Origin of the sequence: Nesterenkonia sp. F (assembly GCF_000220985.1) — a bacterium.
Taxonomy (GTDB): Bacteria; Actinomycetota; Actinomycetes; order Actinomycetales; family Micrococcaceae; genus Nesterenkonia.
Genome location: NZ_AFRW01000015.1, coordinates 31,811 through 56,126 on the forward strand (window position 1 = coordinate 31,811; position 24,316 = coordinate 56,126).

The following is a 24,316-nucleotide window of genomic DNA, read 5'->3' on the forward strand; positions in this document are numbered from 1 at the left end:
GGCTCAGTAGGAGCCGGTCGCGGAGGAGGCGGACGACGCGTCGTCGCCTGCCAGGATATCAAGCGAGGAACTGGCCCCGATCCGGGTCGCACCGGAGGCGACCATCGCCGCGGCGTCCGCGTAGGTGCGCACGCCGCCGGAGGCCTTGATGCCCAGCCGTCCGCCGACGATGCGATGCATCAGCGCGATGTCGGCCTCCGTCGCCCCTCCGCCGGCGAAGCCGGTGGAGGTCTTGACGAAGTCGGCACCGGCCTCCGCGGCGGCGCGGCAGACGAGCTCCTTGGCGTCCTCGGTGAGCAGGGCGGTCTCCAGGATGACCTTCAGGATGGCCCCGCCCTCGTGCGCGGCGGTGGCCACGGCGCGGATCTGCGAGACGACCTCGAACTCCTCGCCGGCGTTCGCCGCGGCGATGTCGACGACCATGTCGATCTCTGCGGCCCCGCCGGCGACCGCGTCGTCGGTCTCGGCGACCTTGGTCGCGGTGGTGCTCGCGCCCAGCGGGAAGCCGACGACGGTGCAGGTCACCGTCGAGGACCCCTGCAGCTCGGCGTGGACCTGCCGGACCCAGCGCGGATTCACGCAGACGGAGGCGAAGCCGTGCTCCCGGGCCTCGGCGGCCACGCGCAGCACAGTGGCCTCGTCGGCGTCGGGCTTGAGCATCGTGTGGTCGATGAGCCCGGCCATCTGGGCCGGGGCGGGGAGGGGGGAGCCGTCGGGGGCGGTGGCGGAGGCGGTGGCCATGGGGATGTCCTCTCCGGATCCCGGTGGGGATCCGCGTCGGGGTGATCGGGCCCGGGATCTCCGGGCGAGCGTCTGCGGCGGTGGTCCCGCCGCGGGGACGGGCGACGGCGCGCGGTCGTCGCCGCACGGTCGCGGTCGGGACGGTCAGCCCAGCAGCCGGCCCATGTCCTCGCGCAGGGCCTCGAGCCGCTCGCCGGCCCGGGCGCGGGCGGCGGCGATCTGCTGGGTCGAGGCGTCGGCGCCGGGGGATTCGGCGACGGCCTCCAGGTAGCACTTGACCTTCGGCTCGGTGCCGGAGGGGCGGACGATGACGCGGTCGCCGGCCTCGGTGAGGTGGATCAGCGCATCGGTGGTCTTCGCCTCGTCGAAGGTCGCACCCGGCAGCGGTTCCCGGGCGAGGTCCAGCGACTCGACCACCGGCGAGCCGGCGATCGCCGTCGGCGGCGTCGCCCGCAGACCCGCGGTGATCTCGCCGAGCTGGGCGAGGTCGTCGACCCGGACGGTCACCTGGCCGGTGACGAAGATCCCGGCCTCGGCGGCGATCGCGTCCAGGGCGTCGAAGACGGTGCGGCCCTGGGCCTTCAGGGTCGCGACCAGCTCGGCGAAGATCAGCGCGGCGGAGACGCCGTCCTTGTCCTTCACGCTCGTCGGGTCGACGTTGAAGCCGATGGCCTCCTCGTAGCCGAAGCTCATGCCCGCCACGCGCGCCAGCCACTTGAAGCCGGTCAACGTGGACTCGTGGCCGACCCCGCGAGCCCGGCACAGGGCGGAGAGCTGGCGGGAGGACACGATCGAGCTGGCCATCACCGGTTCGGCGTCCTCGTCGCCGGCGGCGCGCAGCGGCCCGCGGTCGAGCAGATGCGCGCCCAGCAGCGCGCCCATCTCATCGCCGGTGAGCTGGCGCCAGGCCTGCTGCGCCGGGTCGAAGAGCGCCGCCGAGAGCCGGTCGGCGTCGGGGTCGTTGGCCAGCAGCAGGTCGGCGTCGTGCTCGGCGGCGGCCTGCAGACCCAGGTCCAGCGCGCCGGGCTCCTCGGGATTGGGGAAGTCTGCGGTGGGGAAGTCCGGGTCCGGGTCGAACTGTGCGGACACCGGGATCACGCGTTCGAAACCGGCCGCGGAGAGCAGGTCGGTGACCATCTCGCCGCCGACGCCGTGCATCGCGGTGTAGATGACCGTCAGGTCCCGGTGCGGGTGCTCGGTCGGGTCGAGCAGCTCGAGGGCGCGCTCGCGGTAGGCGGTGCGCGCCTCGTCGCCGATCGTCTCGGCCGCGTCCGGGAAGTCCGGACTCGGGGTCGGGGCCACCTCCGGGGCCGGAGAGTCGGCGGCGAAGTCCTCGGCGACGACCTCGTCGATCGTCGCGGCGATGGCCTGGTCGATCGGCGCGGTGATCTGCGCGCCGGTCCCGCGGCCGTGCGGCTCCAGGTGCTGCGAGAGCGCCCCGCCCAGGTAGACCTTGTAGCCGTTGTCCTGCGGCGGGTTGTGGCTGGCGGTGACCATCACGCCGACGTCGGCCGAGCGGACCAGCACCTGGCGGGCCAGCAGCGGCGTGGGTCCCGGACGGTCGAAGAGGTGGACGTCCCAGCCGGCGTCGGCGAAGAGCCGGGCCGTCTCGGCGGCGAACGCGTCGGACTGGTGGCGGGCGTCGTAGCCGATCACGATCCGGCCGGAGCCGTCGCCGCCGGCGGCGGCCAGCTCGCGGGAGGCGTGGCGCAGCAGCCCGGCGGCGGTCTGCCGGACGACCAGGCGGTTCATCCGCAGCGGGCCCGGGCCCAGCTCGGCGCGCAGCCCGGCGGTGCCGAAGGCCAGCCGCCCGGCGAAGAGCTGCTCGAGGCTCTGCCGGGCGTCGTCGGCGCCGGCCGCGGCGGACTCGGCGCGGTCCAGCAGCTCGGTCAGCTGCTCACGCGTGGTCGGGTCGGGGTCAGCTCGATCCACCGGTGGACGGTGGTCAGCAGCTGATCGGCGGAGGCGGTCTCCGGCACGTCGCTCATCTCCTCTGCGGCGGCTGTGTCAGTGGTCTGGGGCTCGGGCGAGTCCCGGGACGTCTCGGGCGTCTCGATGGGGCTCGCCCCGGGCGCGGCGGTCGGGTCCGTTCAGTCCTGCAGCGAGCGGGCGATCACCCGGGCCAGCAGGTCGGAGATCCGCGGGGCGGCCTCGCGCCCGGCGTCGACGACCTCCTGGTGGCTCAGCGGCTCCGGCGAGATGCCGGCGGCCTGGTTGGTCACCAGCGAGATGCCGAAGACCTCCATGCCCGCCGCCCGGCCGGCGATCGCCTCCAGCGCCGTGGACATGCCCACCAGGTCGGCACCGATGATGCCGGCGTGGCGGACCTCGGCGGGGGTCTCGTAGTGCGGGCCCGGCATCTGGGCGTAGACGCCCTCGGGCAGAGCGGGGTCGATCTCCCGGGCGATGCCGCGCATCCGCGGCGAGTAGAGGTCGGTGAGGTCCACGAAGTGCGCTCCGCGCAGCGGGGAGATGCCGGTGAGGTTGATGTGGTCGCTGATCAGCACCGCCGTGCCGGGGGCCCAGTCGGGGTTCAGCCCGCCGCAGCCGTTGGTCAGCACCATCGTCTGCGCGCCGGCGGCGGCCGCGGTGCGCACGCCGTGGGCGACGGCGTCCACGCCGCGGCCTTCGTAGTAGTGGGTGCGGGCGCCGACGACGAGCACATGCGCGCCGGACTCGGTGCGGATGATCGTCAGCCGCCCGGAGTGGCCGGCGACGCCGGAGACGTGGAAGCCGGGCACCTCGTCGGCGTCGACGACGGTGACGACCTCGCCGAGCTGGTCGGCGGCGCCGCCCCAGCCGGAGCCCAGGGTGCAGGCCAGGTCGACGGATTCGACGCCTGCGCGGTCCAGCAACACGGCGGCGGCCTCTTCGGCCAGCCGGTTGGCGGGCGCAGTGGGGTCGTTGGTCGGGGTCAGGTCCTGGGGCGCGGCCGTCCCGGGCGCGCCGTCGGCGTCGGTGCGGACTGTGTTCTCACTCATCGCCCACCAATCTACCGGCTGTCGGCCCCCGACGCTCCCTCCGCAGGCCGGGGGAGGAGATCGCTCGGCGCCGACCGGCGCTGACCGGCGGCGTCGTCGGCCCGCCGCCGGTCGGCGGGGCGCGGCGCCGTGTGCGGCGGACCTGACAAGACGCGCCCGACTCGGCAGAATGGCTCCTGTGACTTCTGAGACTCCGAACAGCCTTTTCGCCCCTGCACGCGTCGCGATCCTCGGAGGCGGCCCCGGCGGCTACGAGGCCGCGCTGGTCGCCGCCCACGCCGGTGCGGACGTCACCATCGTGGAGGAGAAGGGCGTCGGCGGCTCGGCGGTGCTCACCGACGTCGTCCCGTCGAAGACGCTCATCGCCACGGCGGACGCGATGCGCCGGGTCAACGCCTCCACCGCGTTCGGAGTCCGCTTCGGCCAGGACGACGGCGACTCGTACACCACCGACGCCTGGGCCGACTTCTCCACCGTCAACTCTCGGCTCCTCGAGCTGGCCCGCAGCCAGTCCCAGGACATCCGGGAGTCGCTGGAGGCCGCCGGGGTGACGATCATCGACGGCCGCGGGAGGCTGAAGCCGCCGCACAGCATCGAGGCGACCCGCGCCGACGGCTCGGTCGAGCTGGTCGAGGCCGACGCGGTCATCGTCGCCACCGGCGCCCACCCCCGCCGAGCTGCCCACGGCGGTGCCCGACGGCGAGCGCATCCTCAACTGGACCCAGGCCTACTCGCTGACCGAGCCGCCGGAGCACATGATCGTCGTCGGCTCCGGCGTCACCGGCGCGGAGTTCGCCTCGGCCTACTGCCGGCTGGGCACCGAGGTCACCCTGGTCTCCTCGCGCGACCGGGTGCTGCCCGGCGAGGACCCCGACGCCGCCCGCGTGCTGGAGAACTCCTTCGCCCGGGTGGGGGTCAACGTCGCCTCGCGGACCCGCGCGGAGAAGGTCGAGCGCACTGCCGACGGCGTGGCCGTGACGCTCTCCGACGGACGGGTCCTGGAGGGCTCGCACTGCCTGATGGCCGTCGGCGGCGTGCCGAACACCGAGGGCATCGGCCTTCAGGAATGCGGGGTGCAGACCGCCGACTCCGGCCACATCATGGTCGACACCGTCTCGCGGACGACGGCGACCAACATCTACGCCGCCGGCGACTGCACCGGCCAGATGCCGCTGGCCTCGGTGGCGGCGATGCAGGGCCGCGTGGCGGTCTCGCACATGCAGGGCGATGCGGTGAAGCCGCTGAAGCTGCACCATGTGGCCTCCAACGTCTTCACCTCTCCGGAGATCGCCACCGTCGGCGTCAGCCAGGCGCAGGTCGACTCCGGCGCCTACCAGGCCGACGTGGTCAAGCTGGACCTGGCGACGAATCCGCGGGCGAAGATGACCAACATCCAGGACGGCTTCGTCAAGATCTTCGCGCGCAAGGGCTCGGGCACGACGATCGGCGCGGTCGTCGTCGCCCCGCGCGCCTCCGAGCTGATCTTCCCGCTCGCGCTGGCGGTGACCCAGAAGATCCACGTCGACGACGTCGCCTCCACCTTCACCGTCTATCCGTCGCTGACCGGCTCGCTCTCCGAGGCCGCCCGTCGACTCCACGTCCACCAGTGAGCGGCGCGACGACGCCGCGGCAGCGGCAGGATCAGGCGCCGGAGCCGTCCCTCCGCTCGGCGGGGGAGCGGACTCCGACCGCCGTCGACGTCTGCGCCGAGGAACACTTCGAGCGCTGGCTGGCGCTGCACCCGGACGAGGCGACGGTCCTCGGGCGCTCCGGCGTCGAGACCCAGTACGCCGACTATTCGCCCGCCGGCCGGGAGGCCGTCGCCGCACTGAACCGCGAGACGCTGGCGCGGCTGGAGGACCTCGAGCCGGCCGACGTCGTCGACGAGGTCACCGTCCACGCGATGCGCGAGCGGCTGGGCCTGGAGCTCGAGCTGCACGCGACCGGCCGCACCGAGCTGAACAACCTGGCCTCCGTCCCGCAGGAGGTGCGGATGGTCCCCGAGCTGATGCCGCAGTCCACGGCGGAGGACTTCGCGCACCTCGCCGGCCGGCTGCGGAATCTGCCCGGGGCGCTCGAGGGCTGGTGGGAGTCGCTGCGCGCCTCGCAGGCGGCCGGGCACGTGCCGGCGGCCCGGCAGATCCGTGCGGTCATCGAGCAGTCGCGCAGCTATGCGGCCTCCGACGGCGCGCTGTCCACGTTCGTCGACGCCGCCCGGCAGGCGGGGCTCGACGACGCCGAGGTGACGGCGGTGCGCGAGGGTGCGGCCGCCGCGGCGGCCGGCTATGAGCGGCTCGCCGACCGGCTGGCCGAGGATCTGCTGCCGACGGCGCCGCAGACCGACGCCGTCGGCGTCGAGCACTACCGACTGGCCTCGCGGGTGTTCACCGGCACCGAGCTCGACCTCGAGGAGACCTACCGGTGGGGCCTGGAGGAGCTCGAATCCATCGTCGCCCGCCAGCGGGAGGTCGCCGAGCGCATCCGACCCGGCGCCGACGTCGCCGAAGCCCGGCGGATCCTCGACGCCGACCCGGCGCGCCGGCTGGAGGGCACCGAGGCCCTGCAGACCTGGATGCAGCGGCTCTCCGACGAGGCCGTCGCCGCGCTGTCCGGCACCCACTTCGACATCCCGGCTCCGATGGACGTGCTGGAATGCCGGATCGCCCCGACCCAGGACGGCGGGGTCTACTACACCGGCCCCAGCGACGACTTCTCGCGGCCGGGCCGGATGTGGTGGTCGGTGCCGCCGGAGGACACCAGCTTCACCACCTGGGCGGAGACCACCACGGTCTACCACGAGGGCGTGCCCGGCCATCATCTGCAGATCGGCACCGCCACGCTGGTGAAGGACCGGCTGAACAGCTGGCGGCGGCACGGCTGCCATGTCTCCGGATTCGCCGAGGGCTGGGCGCTCTATGCCGAGCAGCTCATGGACGAGCTGGGCTTCCTCTCCGACCCGGGCGATGAGCTCGGCATGCTGGACATGCAGCGGATGCGCGCCGCCCGCGTGGTCTTCGACATCGGCGTGCACTGCGGCTTCGCCGCGCCCGAGGCCTTCGGCGGCGGCGTCTGGACCCCGGAGCAGGGGCGGGAGTTCCTGCGCGAGCACCTGCCGATCTCCGAGGCCCAGCAGGAGTTCGAGTTCGTCCGCTACCTCGGCTGGCCGGGGCAGGCGCCCTCCTACAAGGTCGGCCAGCGGGTCTTCGAGCAGCTGCGCGCCGAGCGCCGCGCGGCCGAGGGCGAGGCCTTCGACCTGCAGGCCTTCCACACCGAGCTGCTGCAGCTCGGCATGGTCGGCCTCGATACGCTGCGCCTGGCCGTCGGCCCCCGCGATGGAGCGTCCCCGGGAGCGCGATGAGGCTGCGGCGTCGAGCGTCCGGCTGGCCGGTGGAGCTCTCCGTGGAGGTCGACGGCGGGCTGCTGAGCCTGCGCCCCTGCGCGCTGCGCGACGAGCACCGCTTCCTGGCGCTGCGGCTGGCCAACGAAGACTGGCTGGCCCCCTGGGACGCCACCGTCCCGGAGGCTCCGCGGGCTCGGATGACCTCGACGGCCTTCCGCACCATGGTCCGCGGGCTGACCCGCGAGGCCCGCGCCGGGACCCAGCTGCCCTGGTTCCTCTGGTTCGCCGACGCCGCCGGCGCGCCGTCGCTGATCGGGCAGCTGACCGTCGGTCCCATCATCGGCGGCTCGGCGCGCAGCGCAGGGCTGGGCTACTGGATAGACCGCGACCATGCCGGCCGCGGGCTGATGACCGTCGCCGTCGCCGCCGCCGTCGATCACCTGATCCTGGAGCGCCGGCTGCACCGGGTCGAGATCGCCGTCCGTCCGGAGAACGTCGCCAGCCTGCGCGTGGTGGAGAAGCTGGGGCTGCGCGAGGAAGGGCTGCGCGAGCGCTACCTGCACATCGACGGCGCCTGGGTCGACCACCGCTGCTTCGCGCTCACCGCCGAGGATCTCGGCTCGGGACTGCTGCCCCGCGTGCCGGGATCCGGGCCGCTGCGCACCCGGTACCTGCGGGACTCGCCGCTGACCCCCACCGGTGCGTGACACGCCGCACGCTCCGCGGGGCGGATCCCCCGGATCCGGGAGGATCGTCGGCTAGGGTGGGGCACTGAACTTCATGATCAGCGACACCCTCGGCCGCGGCGCCGCGGAGTGTGCGAAGAAGGGCAGGTGGGGGCACGGTGACGCTGGGCCTCGGTCGCCTCGACACGGCGATCATCGACGTGCTCCCCAGTCTGCCCGTCCATTCTTCGGCGCTCTTCGCCGTCGTCGCCGGGCTCTTCCTGGCGGCGCTGATCACGAGGGCCCAGCGGATGCCGAACCGACCATCCGAGAATCCGACGGCGCGACCGACTGTGCGCCGGACCCGACGCGGGCGCGACGCCGCCGGCGCCGGGCCCGCTCCGCCGGCCGGTCGTGCGGAGCATGCAGGACGAAGGGCTTCCATGACTGACGCGACATCCCGCGGCGACGCCAGCGCCGCAGCCGCCGATTCCGCCTCCCCGGCCGCCGCGCCGCGCGGGGCGGTCTCCGGCGGCGAGTTCACCGTCCACTGGGGCCGCTCCGCCGTCGCGCTGATCGTCGCGCTGGCGCTGCTGACCACGCTGGCCGCCGGCCTGCTGGTGGGCGTCGGCGTCGTGCCGGGACCGGTGCCGCTGGTCTCCGGCGGCGTCGCGCTGCTGGGCGTGGCCACGCTGCGCACCATGGCGGTGGTCCGCCGTCGTCGCCGGCGTCGCGCCCGGCTGGACGAGGCGCTGCGCGAGGCGATGAACCCCGACGTCGAGGCCTCCGACGTGCGCCGGCCGAGCGTGCCGACCACCGACCGGGCGGCCACCGAGGCCCGCACCTCGCCGTTCGACGCGCTGACCCACGACGAGAGCGGCCGCGGCGGGCCCGGCTCGCTGCAGGAGCTCGACGCCGACGGTCTGCCGAGGGAGCTGGGCCGGACCTTCGCCGACGCCCCGCACGAGCAGCCCGTCCCGCCGGCGGCGCATGCGGCCTCGCCGGCCCGCGCCTGGGAGCCGCGCGAGGTTCCGAAGCCGAAGTACCTCGAGGCGCGCGCCGCCGAGCGTCCGGCGCCGGAGCCGCTGGTCCCGGAGGAGCCGCGGCCGGAGGGGGAGGTCAAGCTCAAGGACGCCGCCGCGCAGGTCCGCGCCGAGCAGCAGGCGGCCGCCGGGGAGGTCTCCGACGCCTCCGACGTTTCTGACGCCCAGGACGCCGAGGCGGCCGACGAGGTCCGCGAGATGCCGCGGCCGCGCCGGCAGGTCGCGGTCCAGGAGTCGCTGGACCTGGATGCCGTGCTCAAGCGGCGGCGGGCCTGAGGAGACCGGCGACTCGATGGAGCAGCCCCAGGACGTATCCCGCGCCGCCCCGGAGAGCCGCAGCGCCGAGCAGGAGGCTCGGCAGATCGCGTTCCTGGAGTCCTACGACGCCCATTCGCCCATCGCGGCGGCGATCCAGCACACCGGCGTCTATGCCACCTCGGTGCATCTGGAATCCATCCAGCATCGTCCCGGGGCGGGGGTGACCGGCATCTACCGGGTCTCCACCGCCCGGCCGGTGATGGCCCGGTCCTGGCCGGCCGGCGCCTACACCGAGACCTCCGACCACGTCGACGACCTCTACGTCGGCATGACCACCGAGTCCGTGCCCGAGCATGGGCCGGGGGTGATCTATTCGCACAGCCCGCACGGGCGGCTGGCGATCTGGCAGCATCCGCTGGACCCGGCGCTGCCCGGGCTGCCCATCGCCACCGACCCGGTCTCGGTGGTCGAGACCTGGGGGCGAGGGCGTCGTCTGGTGGGTCTGGAGACGATCAGCTATCGGCCGCTGCGTCGGGCGGTCATCGCCGCGGCCTTCGACGACGGCTCGCGGCTGTACCTGAAGGTGCTGCGCGCCGGCCGTGCGGCGGATCTGCACGCCCGGCACCGGATGCTGCTCGACGCCGGCATTCCGGCTCCGGTGCCGGTGCGCGAGCCGGTCGACGACGTCGTCGCCCTGGAGGCCGGTGCCGGCGAGCCGCTGGCCGAGCACATCCTCGCCGACGGCGGCGAGACCCTCGACCCTGCCCGGTTCCTCGGGCTGCTGCAGGCGATGCCGGCGGAGGTGATGACGCTGCCCGCCCGCGACGCGTGGACCGACCGGCTGCCGGCCTACGCCTCGGCGGCGCTCTCCGCCCTGCCGCGGCGCACCGAGCGGATCCGTCGGGTGGAGCAGACGATCCTCGACGGGCTGCCGCACACCGAGCGCGGACCGGTGGTGCCCACCCATGGGGACTTCTACGAGGCCAACGTGCTGATGCGCGGCCAGGAGGTCTCCTGCCTGCTCGACGTCGACTCCCTGGGGCCCGGCCATCGGGTGGACGATCTGGCCTGCTTCCTCGGGCATGTGGCCGTGCTGCCGGCCGTCGACGTCCGCTACGTCCACGCCCCCGCCGCACTGGCCCGCTTCGCCCGGGCCTTCTCCGCGGTCGTGGATCCGGAGGCGCTGCGGCTGCGCTCGGCCTCGGTGGCGCTCTCGCTGGTGGCCGGTGCGCGGGACGCCCACCGGTCCGACTGGCAGCACCAGGCCGAGCATCGGCTGGCCTGCGCCGAGGCGCTGCTGGGGTTCTTCCCCACTGACAGCCCTGTGCCGGAGTGGCCGGCGGAGCTGCTGCCGCGGTGACCGCCGGCCGGTGCGCTCCGGTGTGCCGTCGTCAGCTCCGGTGGCGCTTCAGTCGGGTGAGCTCCCGTCGCAGCTCGGCGGCCTCGTCCGCCTTGTCCTGGTGCATCAGCGCCTCGATGCGGGCCTCCAGCGCCTCGAGGAGCAGGTCCTGCTCGGGCTCACGCTCGCCGACGGCCATGCGCAGGATGGCCTCGGCCTCGTCGGGACGTCCCATCTCCAGCAGCACCTTTCCTGCGAAGACCTCGGCGCCGCCGGCGGCCCGCTCGTCGCCGGCCGCCCCGAAGAGGTCGGCGGCGTCCAGCGCCTTGGCCACCGCCTGCGTGCCCTCGCCCAGGGCGACGTAGCCGCGGGCCAGCGAATCGGTGATGTCGGCGACCTGCCATTCGGTGCCGTGCTCCTGGGCGACGTCGAGGGCGCGCTGCAGGTAGCCGACCCCCTCGGAGTCCTCGGTGCGCGTGAGCAGGTGGCCCAGCGCATGCAGCGCCTGCACCAGCGTCAGCGGGTCCTCGTCCTCCTCGCGGCGGGCCAGCTCCAGGCCCTGCTCGTAGTGCCGCCGCGCCTCGTCGAGCCGGTCCAGCGACGCCGAGAGCGCCCCGGCGGCCAGATGCGCGCGGGCGGCCTCCTCGGGCTCGTCGGACCGGGCGAAGAGCCGGGCGGCCTCCTCCCAGTGGGCCAGCGCCTCCAGCGGGCGCTGCTGCTGGGTGACCGCGTGGCCGAGCCCCATCAGCGCCCTCGCCCGAGTGGAGAGGTCCTCCTCGGTGCTGCCCAGCCGCAGTGAGAGCGCGTCGAGGACGCTCTCGGCCTCGGCATGGTCCTCGAGCTCGAGGAGCTGCTGGCCCAGCGCCAGCGAGAGCATCCGCGCCTCGGGGAACTCGCCGAGCTCGGCCTGCTGGACTGCGATCCGCCAGGCGAGCACCGCGGCCTCGCCCTGGTCCAGGGCCGAGACCATGCCGGCCAGCAGGGCCGCGGCCGAGGCCGCCCCCTTGCGCACTCCGCAGGCCGAGTAGAGCTCGGCCGAGGTGATCGCGCTGTCCACCGCCTCGTGGTGACGGTCGTCGTGATGGTGGATGGTGGCCTTCAGCATGGCCATCGCCCCGCGCACTGCGCGGTTGGCCGGGCCGTGGAGCACGTCGTCGGCGATCTGCAGGGCCGCGGCCGACTCGCCGGTGAGCAGCAGCGTGTGGGCCAGGAACATCCGTGCGCCGGCCAGCGCCTCCTGGCGGTCGTGCCGCTCGAGAACCTCCACCGCCTCGCGCACCAGCTCCAGCGCGGGCTCGGGGCCCTCGTCGTGCAGCACCCGCACCGCCAGCGAGGAGAGCACGTCGGCCAGCTCCAGGCTGCCGCCCGTGCCGGCGGCGCGGTCCTCGTCGCGCAGCTCCTCGGCGACCCGGGCGAGGATGTCGCCTTCGACCGCATCGGGCTCGCGCAGCAGCATGCCGCCGAGCTCCTCCTCGATGCGGGCCTGGCGGCCCCGGCCGAGTTCGCGCAGCAGCGCGACCCGCGCGGCGAGGTGCGGGGCGGAGGCGGCCGTGTCCCCGCGCATCTCGTGGACCCCGGAGAGGATGCGCAGCAGCATCAGCCGATTCTCCGGATCGTCGCCGCCGCGGGACTCGAGGCCGCGGGAGGCGGCGTCGGCGGCCGCGTGGTAGCGCTCGCCGTAGGCGGCCTCATAGGCGAGGTCGAGCCAGCCGCGGGCGGTCCGCGCCTCGGGCTCGGTCGGCTGCGGACCGTGCAGCAGCGCCTGCAGGCGCGTGACGAGCCGCGCCGCACCGGGGAGCTGGACCTGGTCATCAGCCGCATCGGAGGTCATCCGTCCAGCCTAAGACGTCCGCGTGGGAAGCGGAGAACCTTCGTCCGTAGAATGAAGCCCATGACTCCTGAGCACCGTCCGTCGCGCCCTGCTCCGGGACCCGGTCGGCGGTCGGCGGTGCAGAGCGTCGAGCAGGCCTCCGGGCGGGTCTGCGGGCGCGTCGTCGGCGTCGCGGTCCTCGCCGTGCTCGCGACGGCCCTGCCGGGCTGCTCGGGCCCGCCCCCGGCGGAGGAGCCCACCGGTGAGGAGGCCGAGGAGGCGCTGACGATCGCCGTCGCCGAGGACCCGCTGGAGCGCGCCGTGGCCGGCATCTACTCGCTGGCGATGAATTCCCGCGACGTGCCGACGGTGGTCGAGGTCCGTGATGCTCAGCCCGGCGAGCTGGTCGCCGCCTTCGCCGAGGACGGCGGAGACGCGGAGGCCGCCGCCGATGCCATGGTCGTCGCCGGCACGCTGGACCTGGCCCGGCAGCTCGACCCCGAGGGCTATCAGGAGCAGGCCGTTCCCTCGCCGAAGACGACCGCCGCGGCCGCCGCCCCGGCGCCGACGGCCGAGGACGTGCTGGAGCTGGTCGAGGACGCCGTCGACGGCGCCGAGGTTCTGGAACCGTCCGCCGCGGTGTTCGCCGAGACGCTGGTGGTGACCACTGTCACGGCCGTCGAAGAGGACATCCCCCGCGACTCCGCCGACGCCGGCGACGCGTCCGTCGCCGACGCCTGCGAGCACCTCGCGGTGGGCGTGCGCGAGGACCTGCCCGCTCCCGAGGAGTCGCTGGCCGCGATCTACGACTGCGAGCCGTCCTCGGTGACCAGCGGTGCCGAGGATGAGCTGGTGCAGCAGGTGGTCTCCGCCGAGCTCGACGCGGCGGTGATCAGCTCGACCCATCCGGGCATCGACCAGCACGCGCTGGTCGCCCTGGACGACGCCGACCATGCTTTCCCGCGCGAGCAGATGGCGCCGGTGGTCGACGAGGCCGCGGCCGACGAGATCCCCGACATCGTCGGCCAGGTCTCCTCGCGGCTGGATGCCGGGGCGGTGACCACGCTGCGCCGGCTGCTCTCCGGCGAGCACGGGCTCTCGCCGCGCGAGGCCGCCGAGTACTGGCTGGTCGAGGAGGAGCTCATCGCCGCGCCGGAGGACTGGGGATAGGGTGGAGCGCGGCCTCCACGACGCGGGGGATCGGAGGGCGGCGGCGATCTCCGCAGCGTCCGGGGACATTCCTCCGCGGCGACCCCTGTGCGGGAGCGAGCCGATGAGGCAGGATTGCTCCATGGAGGAGTTCGAGGAGTTCACCCAGGCGGACAAGCTGCGCGGCGTCCGGTACGACGTCCGCGGTCCCATCGCGACGGAGGCGGCACGCCTGGAGGCGGCCGGCCACCGCATCACCAAGCTCAACATCGGCAATCTCGCGCCCTTCGGCTTCGAGGCTCCGGATTCGATCCTGGTCGACATGATCAAGAATCTGCCGACCGCCCAGGGCTATTCGGACTCGCAGGGCATCTACTCCGCCCGCACCGCGGTCGCGCAGTACTACCAGACTCGCGGGATGAAGGAGGCCGACGTCGACGACGTCATCCTCGGCAACGGGGTCTCCGAACTGATCACCATGGTGCTGCAGACCATGCTCAACCCGGGCGACGAGGTCCTCATCCCCGCCCCGGACTATCCGCTCTGGACTGCGGTGACGACGCTCTGCGGCGGCCGGCCGGTGCACTACATCTGCGACGAGCAGAACAAGTGGTATCCGGACGCCGAAGAGATCGAGTCGAAGGTCACCGACCGGACGAAGGCGCTGGTGATCATCAACCCGAACAACCCCACCGGCGCGGTCTACCCGCAGGAGGTCCTCGAGGACCTGGTCGACGTCGCCCGGCGGCACAACCTGATGCTGCTCTCCGACGAGATCTACGAGAAGATCACCTACGACGACGCGGAGACCGTCAACGTCTGCACGCTGGCCGACGACGTCTTCACCATCACCTTCTCCGGGCTGTCGAAGACCTGGCGGGTGGCCGGCTTCCGCTCCGGCTGGATCTACATCTCCGGGGCGAAGCATCTGGCCAAGAACTACCTCGAGGGCCTGAACCTGATGTCGAATCTGCGGATGTGCCCGAACGTGCCGGCCCAGCACGCCATTCAGACCGCGCTCGGCGGCTATCAGTCCATCGACGAATTCATCCAGCCCGGCGGGCGGCTCTATGAACAGCGGAACGTCGCGCACAAGCTGCTCTCGGAGATCGAGGGCGTCGACGTCCATCAGGCCGACGGCGCGCTGTATCTCTTTCCGCGGCTGGATCCGGAGATCTACCCCATCGAGAGCGACGAGGCTTTCGTCATCGAGCTGCTGCGCCAGCAGAAGATCCTGGTCTCTCACGGACGGGCCTTCAACTGGATCGACGACAACCACTTCCGTCTGGTCACCCTGCCCGCCGTGGAGGAGCTGGAGGAGGCCATCGCCGGCATCGCCGACTTCCTCGCCGGCTATCGCGATGCGGTGTCGCCGGGGGCCGTCGGCGTCGACTGAGCGCTCTCGGAAGCGCTCGGAGTCCTTCATGAGACGGCATGTGGCCGCAGGCACCCGGCTCGGTGAGGCAGGATAGGGGGATGGAGGAGTTCGAGGATTTCACCCAGTCGCCCAAGCTCCGCGAGGTCCGCTACGACGTCCGCGGGCCGATCGCCCGGGAGGCCGCCCGACTCGAGCGTGAAGGGCACCGCATCACCCGGCTGAACATCGGCAATCCGGCGCCCTTCGGCTTCGAGGCGCCGGACTCGATCCGGATGACGATGATCAACAACCTGGCCACCGCCCAGGGATACTCGGACTCGCAGGGCATCTACTCGGCACGGATCGCCGTCGCGCAGTACTACCAGAGCCGCGGGATGACCGAGACCGATCCGGACGACATCTACCTGGGCAACGGCGTCTCCGAGCTGATCTCGATGGTGCTGCAGGCGATGCTCGGCCCCGGGGACGAGGTCCTCATCCCCGCGCCGGACTACCCGCTGTGGACCGGCGCGACGACGCTGGCCGGCGGCACCGCGGTCCACTACATCTGCGACGAGCAGAACAACTGGTGGCCGGATCCCGAGGAGGTCGAGTCGAAGGTCACCGACCGGACGAAGGCGCTGGTGATCATCAACCCGAACAACCCGACCGGGGCCGTGTACCCCCGCGAGGTCCTCGAAGGGCTGGTGGACGTCGCCCGGCGGCACAACCTCATCCTGCTCTCCGACGAGATCTACGAGAACATCACCTTCGACGACGCCGAGATGGTCAACGTCTGCACGCTCTCCGACGACGTCTTCACCATCACCTTCTCCGGGCTGTCGAAGACCTGGCGGGTGGCCGGCTTCCGGTCGGGGTGGATCTATGTCTCCGGACCGAAGCACCGGGCGAAGAACTACCTCGAGGGCCTGACTCTGCTGATGAACATGCGCATGTGCGCCAATGTGCCGGCCCAGCACGCCATCCAGGCCGCGCTCGGCGGCCACCAGTCCATCGAAGATCTGATCAGTCCCGGCGGGCGGCTGCACGAGCAGCGCACCGTCGCCCACCGGCTGCTCTCGGAGATCGAGGGCGTCGACGTCCATCAGGCCGACGGTGCGCTGTATCTCTTCCCGCGGCTCGACCCGGAGATCTATCCGATCGAGGACGACGAGGCCTTCGTCATCGAGCTGCTGCGCCAGCAGAAGATCCTGGTCTCGCACGGCCGCGCGTTCAACTGGATCGACGACAACCACTTCCGGCTGGTGACCCTGCCCGGCGTCGAGGAGCTGGAGGAGGCCGTCGCCGGCATCGCCGACTTCCTGCAGAGCTACCGCGACGCGACGGTGCGCGCCTGATCGCCTGACCTGGAAACGACGACGGCGGCCGCCCGGTCGGCGCATGCCGCGCCTCGGGCGGCCGCCGTCGTCGCGCGGGGCTCGTCCGCGGTGTTCGGGACCTGCCGGGTCAGGAGGAGGCCGTGTCCTCGGAGCCGCCGTCGGCGCCGTCCGGACCGTCGGACTCCAGGCTCGCGCGGACCTCCTGCAGCTTGGTGCGGGCGCCGTCGAGCCACCGCTCGCAGCGGTCGGCCAGCGCCTCGCCGCGCTGCCACAGCGCCAGCGACTCCTCCAGCGGCGCGCCGCCGGTCTCCAGCTTGGTCACCACCTGGACCAGCTCGTCGCGGGCCTGCTCGTAGCTCATCGACTCGACGTCGTCGAGCTCGGCGGTGCTGAAGCTGGTCTCGGGGGTCTCGGGGGTCTCGCTCATCGGGGCTCCTCGTCCTGGGTGGTCTGATCGTCCTGGGGGTCCTGGATGGTCCGATCCTGATCATCCGGGCCGCCGCGCCGCTCACGGATCGTGCGGACCTCGGCGTCGAACTCGCCCGAGGCGACCATGACGCGCACGTCGTCGCCGGGGGAGAGGGCCGCGGCGTCGCGGACGATGCCCTCGCCGTCCTGGACGACGGCATAGCCGCGGTCCAGCGTGGACTGCGGCGACAGCGCGGTGACCCGGGCCCGGGCCTGGCCGATCCAGTCCTGGGCGCGGGCCGTCGCGGACTCCATCGACACCAGCGCCCGTCGGCGCAGCCCGGCGATCTCCTCGGCACGGCCGGCGACCATCGTCTCCGGGGCGGCGAGCACCGGGCGGGAGCGCAGCGCGGCCAGCCACTCGACCTCGCGGCCGATCATCCGCTCCACACCGGAGGACATCCGGGAGCGGGCCTGGGTGATCTGTTCACGCTCGACGGCCTCGTCGACCACCAGCAGCCGGGCCGAGCCGGTCGGGGTGGAGGCACGGACGTCGGCGACCTCGTCGAGCAGCGGCCGGTCGGCCTCGTGGCCGATGGCCGAGACCACCGGAGTCGAGGCCTCGGAGACCGCGCGGATCAGCCGCTCGTCGGAGAAGGGCAGCACGACCTCCTCCAGGGCGCCGCCGCCGCGGGCGATGACGATGACGTCGACGTCGTCGCGGGCGTCCAGCTCGGCCAGCGCCACGGAGACGTCGACCGGGGCCGCGGTCCCCTGGGTGGCGACCTCGCGGATCTCGAACTCCGCGGCGGCCCACCGGGCGCGGGTGTTGCGCAGGATGTCCTTCTTCGCGTCCGAGTCGCGGCCGGTGATCAGCCCGATGCGCCGGGGCAGCACCGGCAGCGGCTTCTTCCGCGCCGGGTCGAAGAGCCCCTCTGCGCCCAGCTGGCGCTTGAGCTGCTCGACGCGGGCGAGCAGGTCGCCCAGCCCCACCGGACGCATCTGGTGGGTGACCAGCGACAGCCGCCCGGTCTTCGCGTAGAGGTTGGGCTTCACCTGGGCGACCACGCGCGCACCGGGCTGGACGACGCCGTCGAGCCCGGAGGCGACGTTGCGCCAGGCCACCGCGTTGAAGGAGATCTCCTGCTCCAGATCCCGCAGGGTCATCCACGCGTTGCCGTTGCGCATGCTGAACTCGACGAGCTGGCCCTCCACCCAGGTGGGGGTGACCTTCTCGATGTGGGCCTTGAGCTTGCCGGAGAAGTGGCTCAGCGGCCACGGGGTGTCCGGCGAGGTCTCCTGGCTGGTCGCCGGCAGGGCGGCGGGCCCGGAGGACTGCTCCGCGGATCCGGTCACGTGCGTCTCCTCGCGGTCGTCGGGCGGGTCGAGCTGGTCAGGTCGTCCGGTCGGGGCTGGCAGTCCGGCCGCCGGCCAGGATGGGGCAGTACCCTGGGCTTCCGGCGAGGGGCCGGCCCGTCGTGCGCCACTCTACCGAGCCGCGGCGTCACGGTCCGCCTCGTCGTCCCCGTTGTGGAGAACATCTCACCGCCCACGTCAGGAGCTCGTCGATGCGTCACGTCCTCAGCGCGATCTGTCTGGTGCTGGCCGGGCTGCTCGCCGCGGCCTCGACCGCCGGCCAGCAGGTCGACCAGCTGCTGCGCGAGCCGGAGCCGATCCGTGAGATCGCCGGGCAGCTGCCCGCCGACGAGGCCTTCGCCGACGCGGTCTCCGAGCGCATCGCCGACGACGCCGCCGAGCAGCTGCCGGCCGGCATCTCCGGCCTGGTCGGGTCCGGTCTGGAGAACCTGGTCTCCTCGGCGGTGTCGGATCTGCTGGAGGACGAGGACGCCCGTGCGGCCTGGGAGGAGTCGCTGCAGAGCACACGGGCCGACTATGCCGATCAGCTGGAGGCGATCTTCCACGACGGGGCCGCCGGCGAGGCCGGGGAGCTGGCGGTGTCGCTGGACCTCACCCCGGTGGCCCAGGTGCTGGTCGGTCGGATCCCGATGGTCGGCGAGGAGACCGCCGAGCAGCTCGCCCCGGAGATCGTCGTCGACGTCGATCCGGTCTCGGACTCCGGCGCCGACGCCTACGGAGTCGCCACGCTCGCCCAGGCCTCCTCCCACTGGTCCGTCGCCGCGATCGCCGCGGGCGTGCTGGCGGTGCTGGGCCTGCTGGCCGGCCGTGGCCGCGGCCGCTGGATGAACCTCGCCCTCGGCGGGCTGGCGGCGGCGGGCGTGGGGCTGGTCGTCGCGCTGGGCCCGGCGTCGCCGGATCCGCCGGCGACGGCGGGGGCGAGCCCGGCCTCGGCGGCGGTGGTCGAGCATGTCGCCGACGAGTTCGCCGCCTGGGCCCAGCCGACCTGGTGGCTGTTCCTCGCCGGGGCCGGCGTGGTCGTCGTCGGCGGCCTCGTCGGACTGCTCGCCGCCCGCGGACAGCGCGGCGTCGACGGCGATCGGTCGGGGCCGCGCGGAGAGGGCCCGGCGGTCCATCATCCTGATCACAGCGCCGTCTCCCAGGTCTGATCGCCTTGTCCTCGGCCGGTAGACTGGGGCCATGACTACCAGCACGACTACGGAGGCTCCCGCTCACGGCCAGCACATCTCGGTGCCGACGCCGATGGTTCCGCGTCGGCGACGTTCGCCGGAGGACGTCGCCGCCGCCTCGACCTTCGAGGGCGAGCGGCGAGTGCTGCTGGCGGCCCCGCGCGGGTACTGCGCCGGCGTCGACCGCGCCGTCGTCGCGGTGGAGAAGGCCCTGGAGCGCTACGGGCCGCCGGTCTACGTGCGCAAGGAGATCGTGCACAACCGCCACGTGGTCGACACGCTCACCGAGAAGGGCGTGATCTTCGTCGAGGAGGCCGACGAGGTGCCCGAGGGGGCGCTGCTGGTCTTCTCCGCCCACGGGGTCTCGCCGCAGGTGAAGCAGACCGCCGCGGATCGGAACCTGCAGACCATCGACGCGACCTGCCCGCTGGTCACCAAGGTCCACCGCGAGGCGGTGCGCTTCGCCAAGGACGAGCGTGAGATCCTGCTCATCGGCCATGACGGCCACGAGGAGGTCGAGGGCACCTACGGCGAGGCGCCCGAGGCGACGACGGTGGTGAACAACCCCGAGGAGGCCCGCACCGTCGAGGTGCAGAACCCGGACCAGCTGGTCTGGCTCTCGCAGACCACGCTCTCGGTGGACGAGACCATGGAGATCGTCCAGATCCTGCGCGAACGCTTCCCGAACCTGCAGGATCCGCCCAGCGATGACATCTGCTATGCGACCAGCAACCGGCAGGCGGCGATCAAGAAGATCTCGCCGGAGTCCGACCTGGTCATCGTGGTCGGCTCGGCGAACTCGTCGAACTCGGTGCGGCTGAAGGAGGTCGCCCTGGAGCACGGCGCGGCGCGCGCCGAGCGGGTAGACTTCGCCAACCAGATCGACGAGTCGTGGTTCGAGGACGCCCGCACCATCGGCGTGACCTCCGGGGCTTCAGTGCCCGAGGTGCTCGTCGACGAGGTCCTGCGGCTGCTGGCCGACTACGGCTACGGCGAGGCCGCGGAGGTCGTCACCGCCGAGGAGGACATCGTGTTCTCCCTGCCCAAGGAGATCCGCAAGGCATTGCAGGACGCCGGGCACGAGGACACCGGCCGCGGGGGCCGGACGCGCTGAGCCGGGGCCGCAGCGCCACGCGTTGCCCCCCAGACTCCGATGGGCCCCTATGCCGACGAGACCCACTCCTGGACCGATGCGATGGCCCTGACCCCTGACGAGACCGACCGCACCCCGTTGCTCTACACCGGCGGCACGGCCCGGGGCAGCGTGGCGATCGCCGTGCCGGACGACGGCGACGGCATGGTCCGCACCCGGGGTGGACTGTTCAGCACCACCGAGGTCTTCTTCGATGTACGGTGACTGCAGCACGGCGGGAGCGGAGCCGAGCGTGAGGTGACGGTGAGTCCGACGCGCGTGTCGTCTCCGGCGTCGTCCGCCCGGCGCGAGCTCATAGGCTGTGGTTCATGACGACTCTGACTCTGGTGCTCGCGATCGTCGCCGCGGTGCTGTTGGGCACGGTGCTGCAGCGGGTCTCGGGCACCGGGGTCGGCCTGGTGGTCTCGCCGGTGCTGTCGATCCTGCTGGGTCCGGCGCTCGGGGTGCTGATCACCAACATGACCACTGTGGTCTCCGGGGCGTTGATCATGGCCGCGGTCTGGTCGCGGATCAGCTGGCGGCGCTTCGCGGTGATCCTTCCGGCTGCAGTGGTCGGCGCAGTCCCGGCTGCCTGGATGGTCGGCGCCGTCGATGCCGGGTGGCTGTCCATTCTGGTCGGGGTGATCGTGGTCTGCGCGCTGCTCGTCGCCGTCTCGCTGCCGCGGCTGCCCGAATGGTCCTCGACGAGCTCGCGGCTGACCGCCGGGCTGCTCGGAGGATTCTTCAACACCGCCTGCGGAGTCGCCGCCCCGGTGATGGTCATCCACGCGAAGCTCTCGCGCTGGGAGCAGGGCAGCTTCTCCGCCACGCTGCAGCCGATCTTCCTCTCCATGGGCCTGACCTCGGTCGTCGTCAAGCTGATGATGGGATCGGTGCCTCTCGACGACGCCGTCGGCGTCGCACCGGCGCTGCTGGCTTCGGCGACGGTGGTCACCGTGCTGGCCGGCGTGCTGATCGGCGGGCGCGCGGCCCAGGCGGTCACGCCGACGACGGCGCGGCGGGTCGCGGTCACGCTGGCCGGCCTCGGCGGGGTCGGCGCGATCCTGCGCGGCGTGCTGGATCTGGCCGGGTGATCGGGCGGATCAGGAGCGTGGAGGGGTCGCCGCGCCGTCCGTCCCGGCGTCCTCTCCGGCGAGATCGGCGCCCTGGGCCAGCCGCGGGCCCAGGTCGTTGACGTCGTGGCCGACTTCGGCGACGGTCAGCGTCTCGCCCAGGTCCTCCAGGGCGGCGTCGTCTGCGTCGGCGCTGTCGGCGACCTGCAGCCGGCTGATCGCCTCGACCTTCGGCAGCACCTGCCGCTCGATGTTGCCGATCAGCCCGTTGTAGGCCTGCACCGCCTGGCGCAGCCGGTCGCCCGTCCTGCCCAGGTGGTCGCTCATCTTCTGCAGCCGCTTGTAGAGGTCGCGGGAGTGGTCGACGATCTCACGCATGTTCTGCGCCAGCCGCTCATGCCGCCAGGCCGTCTCCACCGCCTTGAGGCTGGCCAGCAGCGAGGCCGGCGAGACCAGCGAGACCCCGCGGGAGAGCGCGTGGTCGAGCAGCTCCGGATCGGCCTCCAGAGCCGAGGAGAGCAGCGACTCGGCCGGCACGAAGCAGAAGATCACATCGGGGGAGCGGTCGACGGTCGCGGCGTAGTCCTTCGACGCCAGCACCCCGACATGCTGCTTCAGCGCCTTGGCCTGGCCGGCGGCGTCGGTCAGGCTCAGCGGCGCCTTGGCATCGATGATCAGCTGACGCTCGCCCGGCAGGTGCACCACCATGTCCGGGCGCAATGCGGCGCCGTCGCCGTCGGTGCCGCTGTGCTGCTCGACGAAGTCGACGTGCGGCAGCATGCCCGCGGCCTCGACGATGCGGCGCAGCTGCACCTCGCCCCAGTAGCCGCGTGCGGAGGTGGAGTGCAGGCTGCCGAGCAGCGCCTGGGTGGAGTCGTAGAGGCGCTGGTCGTTCTTCGCCGCCTCGCTCAGCTGGGCCTTCAGCTGCGAATGCTGGGCGGTGCGCTCCTTCTCCAGCGTCTGGACCTGCCGGTGCATCTCCGTCACCCCCTGGCGGACCGGCTGGAGCATCTCCACCAGCGATTCGCGCTCGCGGGCGGCGTCGGCGTCCTCGGCCCGCTGCTGCTCGACTGCCTCCAGCCGGGAGCGCAGCGAGGCCGCCTGCACCTCGGCGGCGTGGAGCTGCTCGCGGAGGCGCTCACCGGAGGAGCGGGCTTCGTCGCGCTCGGCGCGGGCCTCGTCCCGCTCGCCGCGCAGCATCTCGGCCTCCTGGGAGGAGTCGGCGGCGTCGGGCCTGCTGAGCAGGCGGGCGCCGACGGCGCCGGCGAGCAGACCGATCACGAGTCCCAGCAGCAGCATCGTCCACATCATGCCTCCAGCATCCCACCTGCCGCCGACACGGCCGGGGGCCACGGACGCGACGTGCACCGCCGGCCGAGTCGTGGAATCCTGGAACGCCTCGGCCATCTGTGAGGACACTGGAGGAGGACACCGATGACCAGCAGTCGTCCGTCCGTGGAAGTGCCGTCGGATCCGTCGTCGACGAGCACGTCGACGGCGCCTGTCAGTCGTGAAGGCCTGGGTGCTCTGGTGGTCGCGCTGGCGGTGCTCTGGCAGGGGATCGGCACCGGCGTGGTCGGCCACGTCGTTGCTCCGGAGCACTCGGTGCTCACCACGGCGACGGCCTTCCTGGTCGCCGCCGTCGTCGGGGTCGCCGGCTGGCAGCTCGACGGCCTCCGCCGCGGGAATCGGCCGCGGCCGGGACCGCTGCTGGTCACGTGGCGGTCCGTCCGGCATCGTGCCGCGGCCTGGATCCATCCGCTGCTGGTGCTCGTCCTCGCCGGGGTCACGGCGACGCTGATCCTCGCCGAGGCCTCGCGCTCCGGCGTCGACGCCGGTCGGCTGCTGCTGGGCACGCTGCTCTGGCTGGCCGCCGGCGTCTGCGCCGTCGGCGTGCTGCTGGTCTCGAAATCCATGGCCTCCCGGGGAATCGAAGCCTGGGAGATCAGCGCGGTGCGCTTCCACATCGTCTGGACGGCAGGCCTGGCGCTGACGGTGCCCGGCGCCGTCGACGCCGGGCTGTCCGCCGGCGAGCTGACCGGCATCGTGCTGGTGGGCGCGGCGGCGATCGCCGGGCCGATCCTGCTGCTGCAGTGGGGCGTGACGCTGGCGAAGACGCTGCATGCCGCGCTGCTGCTGGCCTGCCTGCCGGCGGTGGTGCTGGCGGCCGACCTGGTCCTCGGCGCGCAGTTCCCGTCGCTCGTCGTCGCCGGCGTCGTCGGCATCGTGCTGGTCTCGGTCTGGTCCACCATCCGCGACCGCCGGCAGGCCGCCGGATGAGGGCATAGAATCGAAGCCGGTCCGCAGGCCGTCGGGCCCCCTCCGATGCCGCGCCCCCCGTCGACTGTCCCGCCACGACCTTCCAGGAGCGTCCCCATGATCCGAGTCCTGCTCGTCCGCCACGGAGAGACCCCGTGGAACAAGGAACACCGGCTGCAGGGCCGGTCGGACATCTCGCTGGCGGACTCCGGCCGTGAGCAGGCGACGGTGACCGGCGGCTTCGTCCGCGCACAGAACCCGTGTCAGGGGCATGCCTCGGCCCTGGTGCGCACGCAGCAGACCTATGCGGCCTTCGGGCTGGAGCACCCGCCGCGCATCTGGGATGACCTGGTCGAGCAGGGTCTCGGCGAGTGGGAGGGCGCCTACGCGGCCGCCGTCCGCGACGCCGAGCCGGAGGAGTTCGCCGGCTGGCGCGCCGGGGCCTACACCCCGGCCGGCGGCGAGACCCAGCAGGAGCTCAGCGACCGGATGCTCGCGGCCTTCTGCGAGATCGCCCGGGCGACGGCGGAGAGCGAGCCCACGCCGTCGCCGGACTTGAGCTTCGACGTACGCACCACTGTGGCCGTCAGCCACGGAGCGGCGCTGCGCGTGCTGCTCGAGCGCCTGCGACTCATCGACCGGGCGCAGTCGATCCCGCTGACCCCGGCGGCGGTGACCGTCGTCGACGTGCCGCTGACCACCGGGCCGGTGTCCAGCTCGCTGCCGCACGGCGGCCTCGACGACGACGCCGCCCGCCAGGCCGAGCAGATCGCGGGACTGACCGACGACGAGATCATCGGCCAGTCCCGACTGCGGGTGCTGAACCTGTCCCCGGAGTTGCTCAACCCGGCGGTGGACTCCGTCGCGGTCTGAGC

At 72.9% G+C, this 24,316-nt stretch carries 20 protein-coding genes and 1 pseudogene; 14 read left to right on the forward strand and 7 right to left on the reverse strand.

Going from position 1 to position 24,316, the window contains the following annotated elements:
* Positions 1–3 precede the first annotated feature (3 nt).
* The 3 genes from deoC to GU5_RS0101365 all read right to left on the reverse strand — a co-directional run bounded on the left by deoC (position 4) and on the right by GU5_RS0101365 (position 3,722).
* Positions 4–741, reverse strand: coding sequence for a deoxyribose-phosphate aldolase (deoC, locus tag GU5_RS0101355; protein WP_010523785.1), 738 nt, complete (start codon positions 739–741; stop codon positions 4–6).
* A gap of 144 nt (positions 742–885) precedes the next feature.
* The gene (locus GU5_RS15750) at positions 886–2,673 is read right to left on the reverse strand and encodes a phospho-sugar mutase (RefSeq protein ID WP_010523786.1); all 1,788 of its coding nucleotides are present in this window, start codon (positions 2,671–2,673) and stop codon (positions 886–888) included.
* Between the two features lie 158 nt (positions 2,674–2,831).
* Positions 2,832–3,722: a purine-nucleoside phosphorylase gene (locus GU5_RS0101365; RefSeq protein WP_010523787.1), complete on the reverse strand. Its 891-nt coding sequence runs from the start codon at positions 3,720–3,722 to the stop codon at positions 2,832–2,834.
* On the opposite strand from GU5_RS0101365, the pseudogene GU5_RS15755 reads away from it, so the two are divergent.
* From GU5_RS15755 to GU5_RS13430, 5 genes and pseudogenes are all read left to right on the forward strand, one after another.
* Positions 3,709–5,332 (forward strand): annotated as a pseudogene (locus tag GU5_RS15755) (NAD(P)H-quinone dehydrogenase). The gene GU5_RS0101365 and the pseudogene GU5_RS15755 sit on opposite strands and share 14 nt — an antisense overlap.
* Positions 5,329–7,080: a DUF885 domain-containing protein gene (locus GU5_RS0101375; protein ID WP_010523790.1), complete on the forward strand. Its 1,752-nt coding sequence runs from the start codon at positions 5,329–5,331 to the stop codon at positions 7,078–7,080. The pseudogene GU5_RS15755 and the gene GU5_RS0101375 overlap by 4 nt, the downstream one beginning before the upstream one ends.
* Positions 7,077–7,769: a GNAT family N-acetyltransferase gene (locus GU5_RS0101380; RefSeq protein ID WP_010523791.1), complete on the forward strand. Its 693-nt coding sequence runs from the start codon at positions 7,077–7,079 to the stop codon at positions 7,767–7,769. The genes GU5_RS0101375 and GU5_RS0101380 overlap by 4 nt, the downstream gene beginning before the upstream one ends.
* 401 nt (positions 7,770–8,170) lie before the next feature.
* Entirely contained in the window at positions 8,171–9,046 is an 876-nt protein-coding gene (locus tag GU5_RS0101385; RefSeq protein WP_139084255.1) for a hypothetical protein, read from the forward strand.
* A gap of 16 nt (positions 9,047–9,062) precedes the next feature.
* Positions 9,063–10,388 carry a hypothetical protein gene (locus GU5_RS13430; protein WP_050806545.1) on the forward strand — a complete coding sequence of 442 codons (1,326 nt, stop codon included), beginning with the start codon at positions 9,063–9,065 and terminating at the stop codon, positions 10,386–10,388.
* A 31-nt stretch (positions 10,389–10,419) separates the two neighbouring features.
* Here GU5_RS13430 and GU5_RS0101395 read toward each other — a convergent pair whose 3' ends face one another.
* The gene (locus tag GU5_RS0101395) at positions 10,420–12,198 is read right to left on the reverse strand and encodes a tetratricopeptide repeat protein (RefSeq protein ID WP_010523794.1); all 1,779 of its coding nucleotides are present in this window, start codon (positions 12,196–12,198) and stop codon (positions 10,420–10,422) included.
* A gap of 60 nt (positions 12,199–12,258) precedes the next feature.
* On the opposite strand from GU5_RS0101395, the gene GU5_RS17165 reads away from it, so the two are divergent.
* From GU5_RS17165 to GU5_RS0101410, 3 genes are all read left to right on the forward strand, one after another.
* Entirely contained in the window at positions 12,259–13,347 is a 1,089-nt protein-coding gene (locus GU5_RS17165; RefSeq protein ID WP_158217709.1) for a glycine betaine ABC transporter substrate-binding protein, read from the forward strand.
* Positions 13,348–13,468: 121 nt separating this feature from the next.
* Positions 13,469–14,722 carry an aminotransferase class I/II-fold pyridoxal phosphate-dependent enzyme gene (locus GU5_RS0101405; RefSeq protein ID WP_010523796.1) on the forward strand — a complete coding sequence of 418 codons (1,254 nt, stop codon included), beginning with the start codon at positions 13,469–13,471 and terminating at the stop codon, positions 14,720–14,722.
* Positions 14,723–14,802: 80 nt separating this feature from the next.
* Positions 14,803–16,041 (forward strand): pyridoxal phosphate-dependent aminotransferase, encoded by a 1,239-nt coding sequence (locus GU5_RS0101410; protein WP_010523797.1) that lies wholly within the window; start codon positions 14,803–14,805, stop codon positions 16,039–16,041.
* A 109-nt stretch (positions 16,042–16,150) separates the two neighbouring features.
* Here the strand turns inward: GU5_RS0101410 and GU5_RS0101415 are convergent, their stop codons facing one another.
* Positions 16,151–16,450, reverse strand: a complete 300-nt coding sequence (locus tag GU5_RS0101415; RefSeq protein ID WP_010523798.1) for an exodeoxyribonuclease VII small subunit — start codon at positions 16,448–16,450, stop codon at positions 16,151–16,153.
* Positions 16,447–17,787, reverse strand: a complete 1,341-nt coding sequence (gene xseA / locus GU5_RS0101420) for an exodeoxyribonuclease VII large subunit (RefSeq protein WP_010523799.1) — start codon at positions 17,785–17,787, stop codon at positions 16,447–16,449. Before xseA ends, GU5_RS0101415 begins: the two co-directional genes overlap by 4 nt.
* Before the next feature lie 212 nt (positions 17,788–17,999).
* Between xseA and GU5_RS0101425 the strand changes: the two genes are divergently transcribed.
* From GU5_RS0101425 to GU5_RS0101440, 4 genes are all read left to right on the forward strand, one after another.
* Positions 18,000–18,956: a hypothetical protein gene (locus GU5_RS0101425; protein WP_010523800.1), complete on the forward strand. Its 957-nt coding sequence runs from the start codon at positions 18,000–18,002 to the stop codon at positions 18,954–18,956.
* Positions 18,957–18,987: 31 nt separating this feature from the next.
* On the forward strand, positions 18,988–20,091 hold the full coding sequence (locus GU5_RS0101430) for a 4-hydroxy-3-methylbut-2-enyl diphosphate reductase (RefSeq protein WP_029513919.1): 1,104 nt from the start codon (positions 18,988–18,990) through the stop codon (positions 20,089–20,091).
* Between the two features lie 39 nt (positions 20,092–20,130).
* Positions 20,131–20,334, forward strand: a complete 204-nt coding sequence (locus GU5_RS0101435; RefSeq protein WP_010523802.1) for a hypothetical protein — start codon at positions 20,131–20,133, stop codon at positions 20,332–20,334.
* A 104-nt stretch (positions 20,335–20,438) separates the two neighbouring features.
* A complete protein-coding gene (locus tag GU5_RS0101440; protein WP_010523803.1) occupies positions 20,439–21,203 on the forward strand; it encodes a TSUP family transporter in 765 nt (254 codons plus the stop codon).
* A 9-nt stretch (positions 21,204–21,212) separates the two neighbouring features.
* Here the strand turns inward: GU5_RS0101440 and rmuC are convergent, their stop codons facing one another.
* Positions 21,213–22,493 carry a DNA recombination protein RmuC gene (gene rmuC / locus GU5_RS16950; RefSeq protein WP_139084256.1) on the reverse strand — a complete coding sequence of 427 codons (1,281 nt, stop codon included), beginning with the start codon at positions 22,491–22,493 and terminating at the stop codon, positions 21,213–21,215.
* Between the two features lie 123 nt (positions 22,494–22,616).
* Between rmuC and GU5_RS16955 the strand changes: the two genes are divergently transcribed.
* Both GU5_RS16955 and GU5_RS16160 read left to right on the forward strand, forming a co-directional pair.
* Positions 22,617–23,462 carry a hypothetical protein gene (locus GU5_RS16955; RefSeq protein ID WP_139084257.1) on the forward strand — a complete coding sequence of 282 codons (846 nt, stop codon included), beginning with the start codon at positions 22,617–22,619 and terminating at the stop codon, positions 23,460–23,462.
* A gap of 96 nt (positions 23,463–23,558) precedes the next feature.
* Positions 23,559–24,314 carry a histidine phosphatase family protein gene (locus GU5_RS16160; protein ID WP_010523806.1) on the forward strand — a complete coding sequence of 252 codons (756 nt, stop codon included), beginning with the start codon at positions 23,559–23,561 and terminating at the stop codon, positions 24,312–24,314.
* Positions 24,315–24,316: the final 2 nt, after the last annotated feature.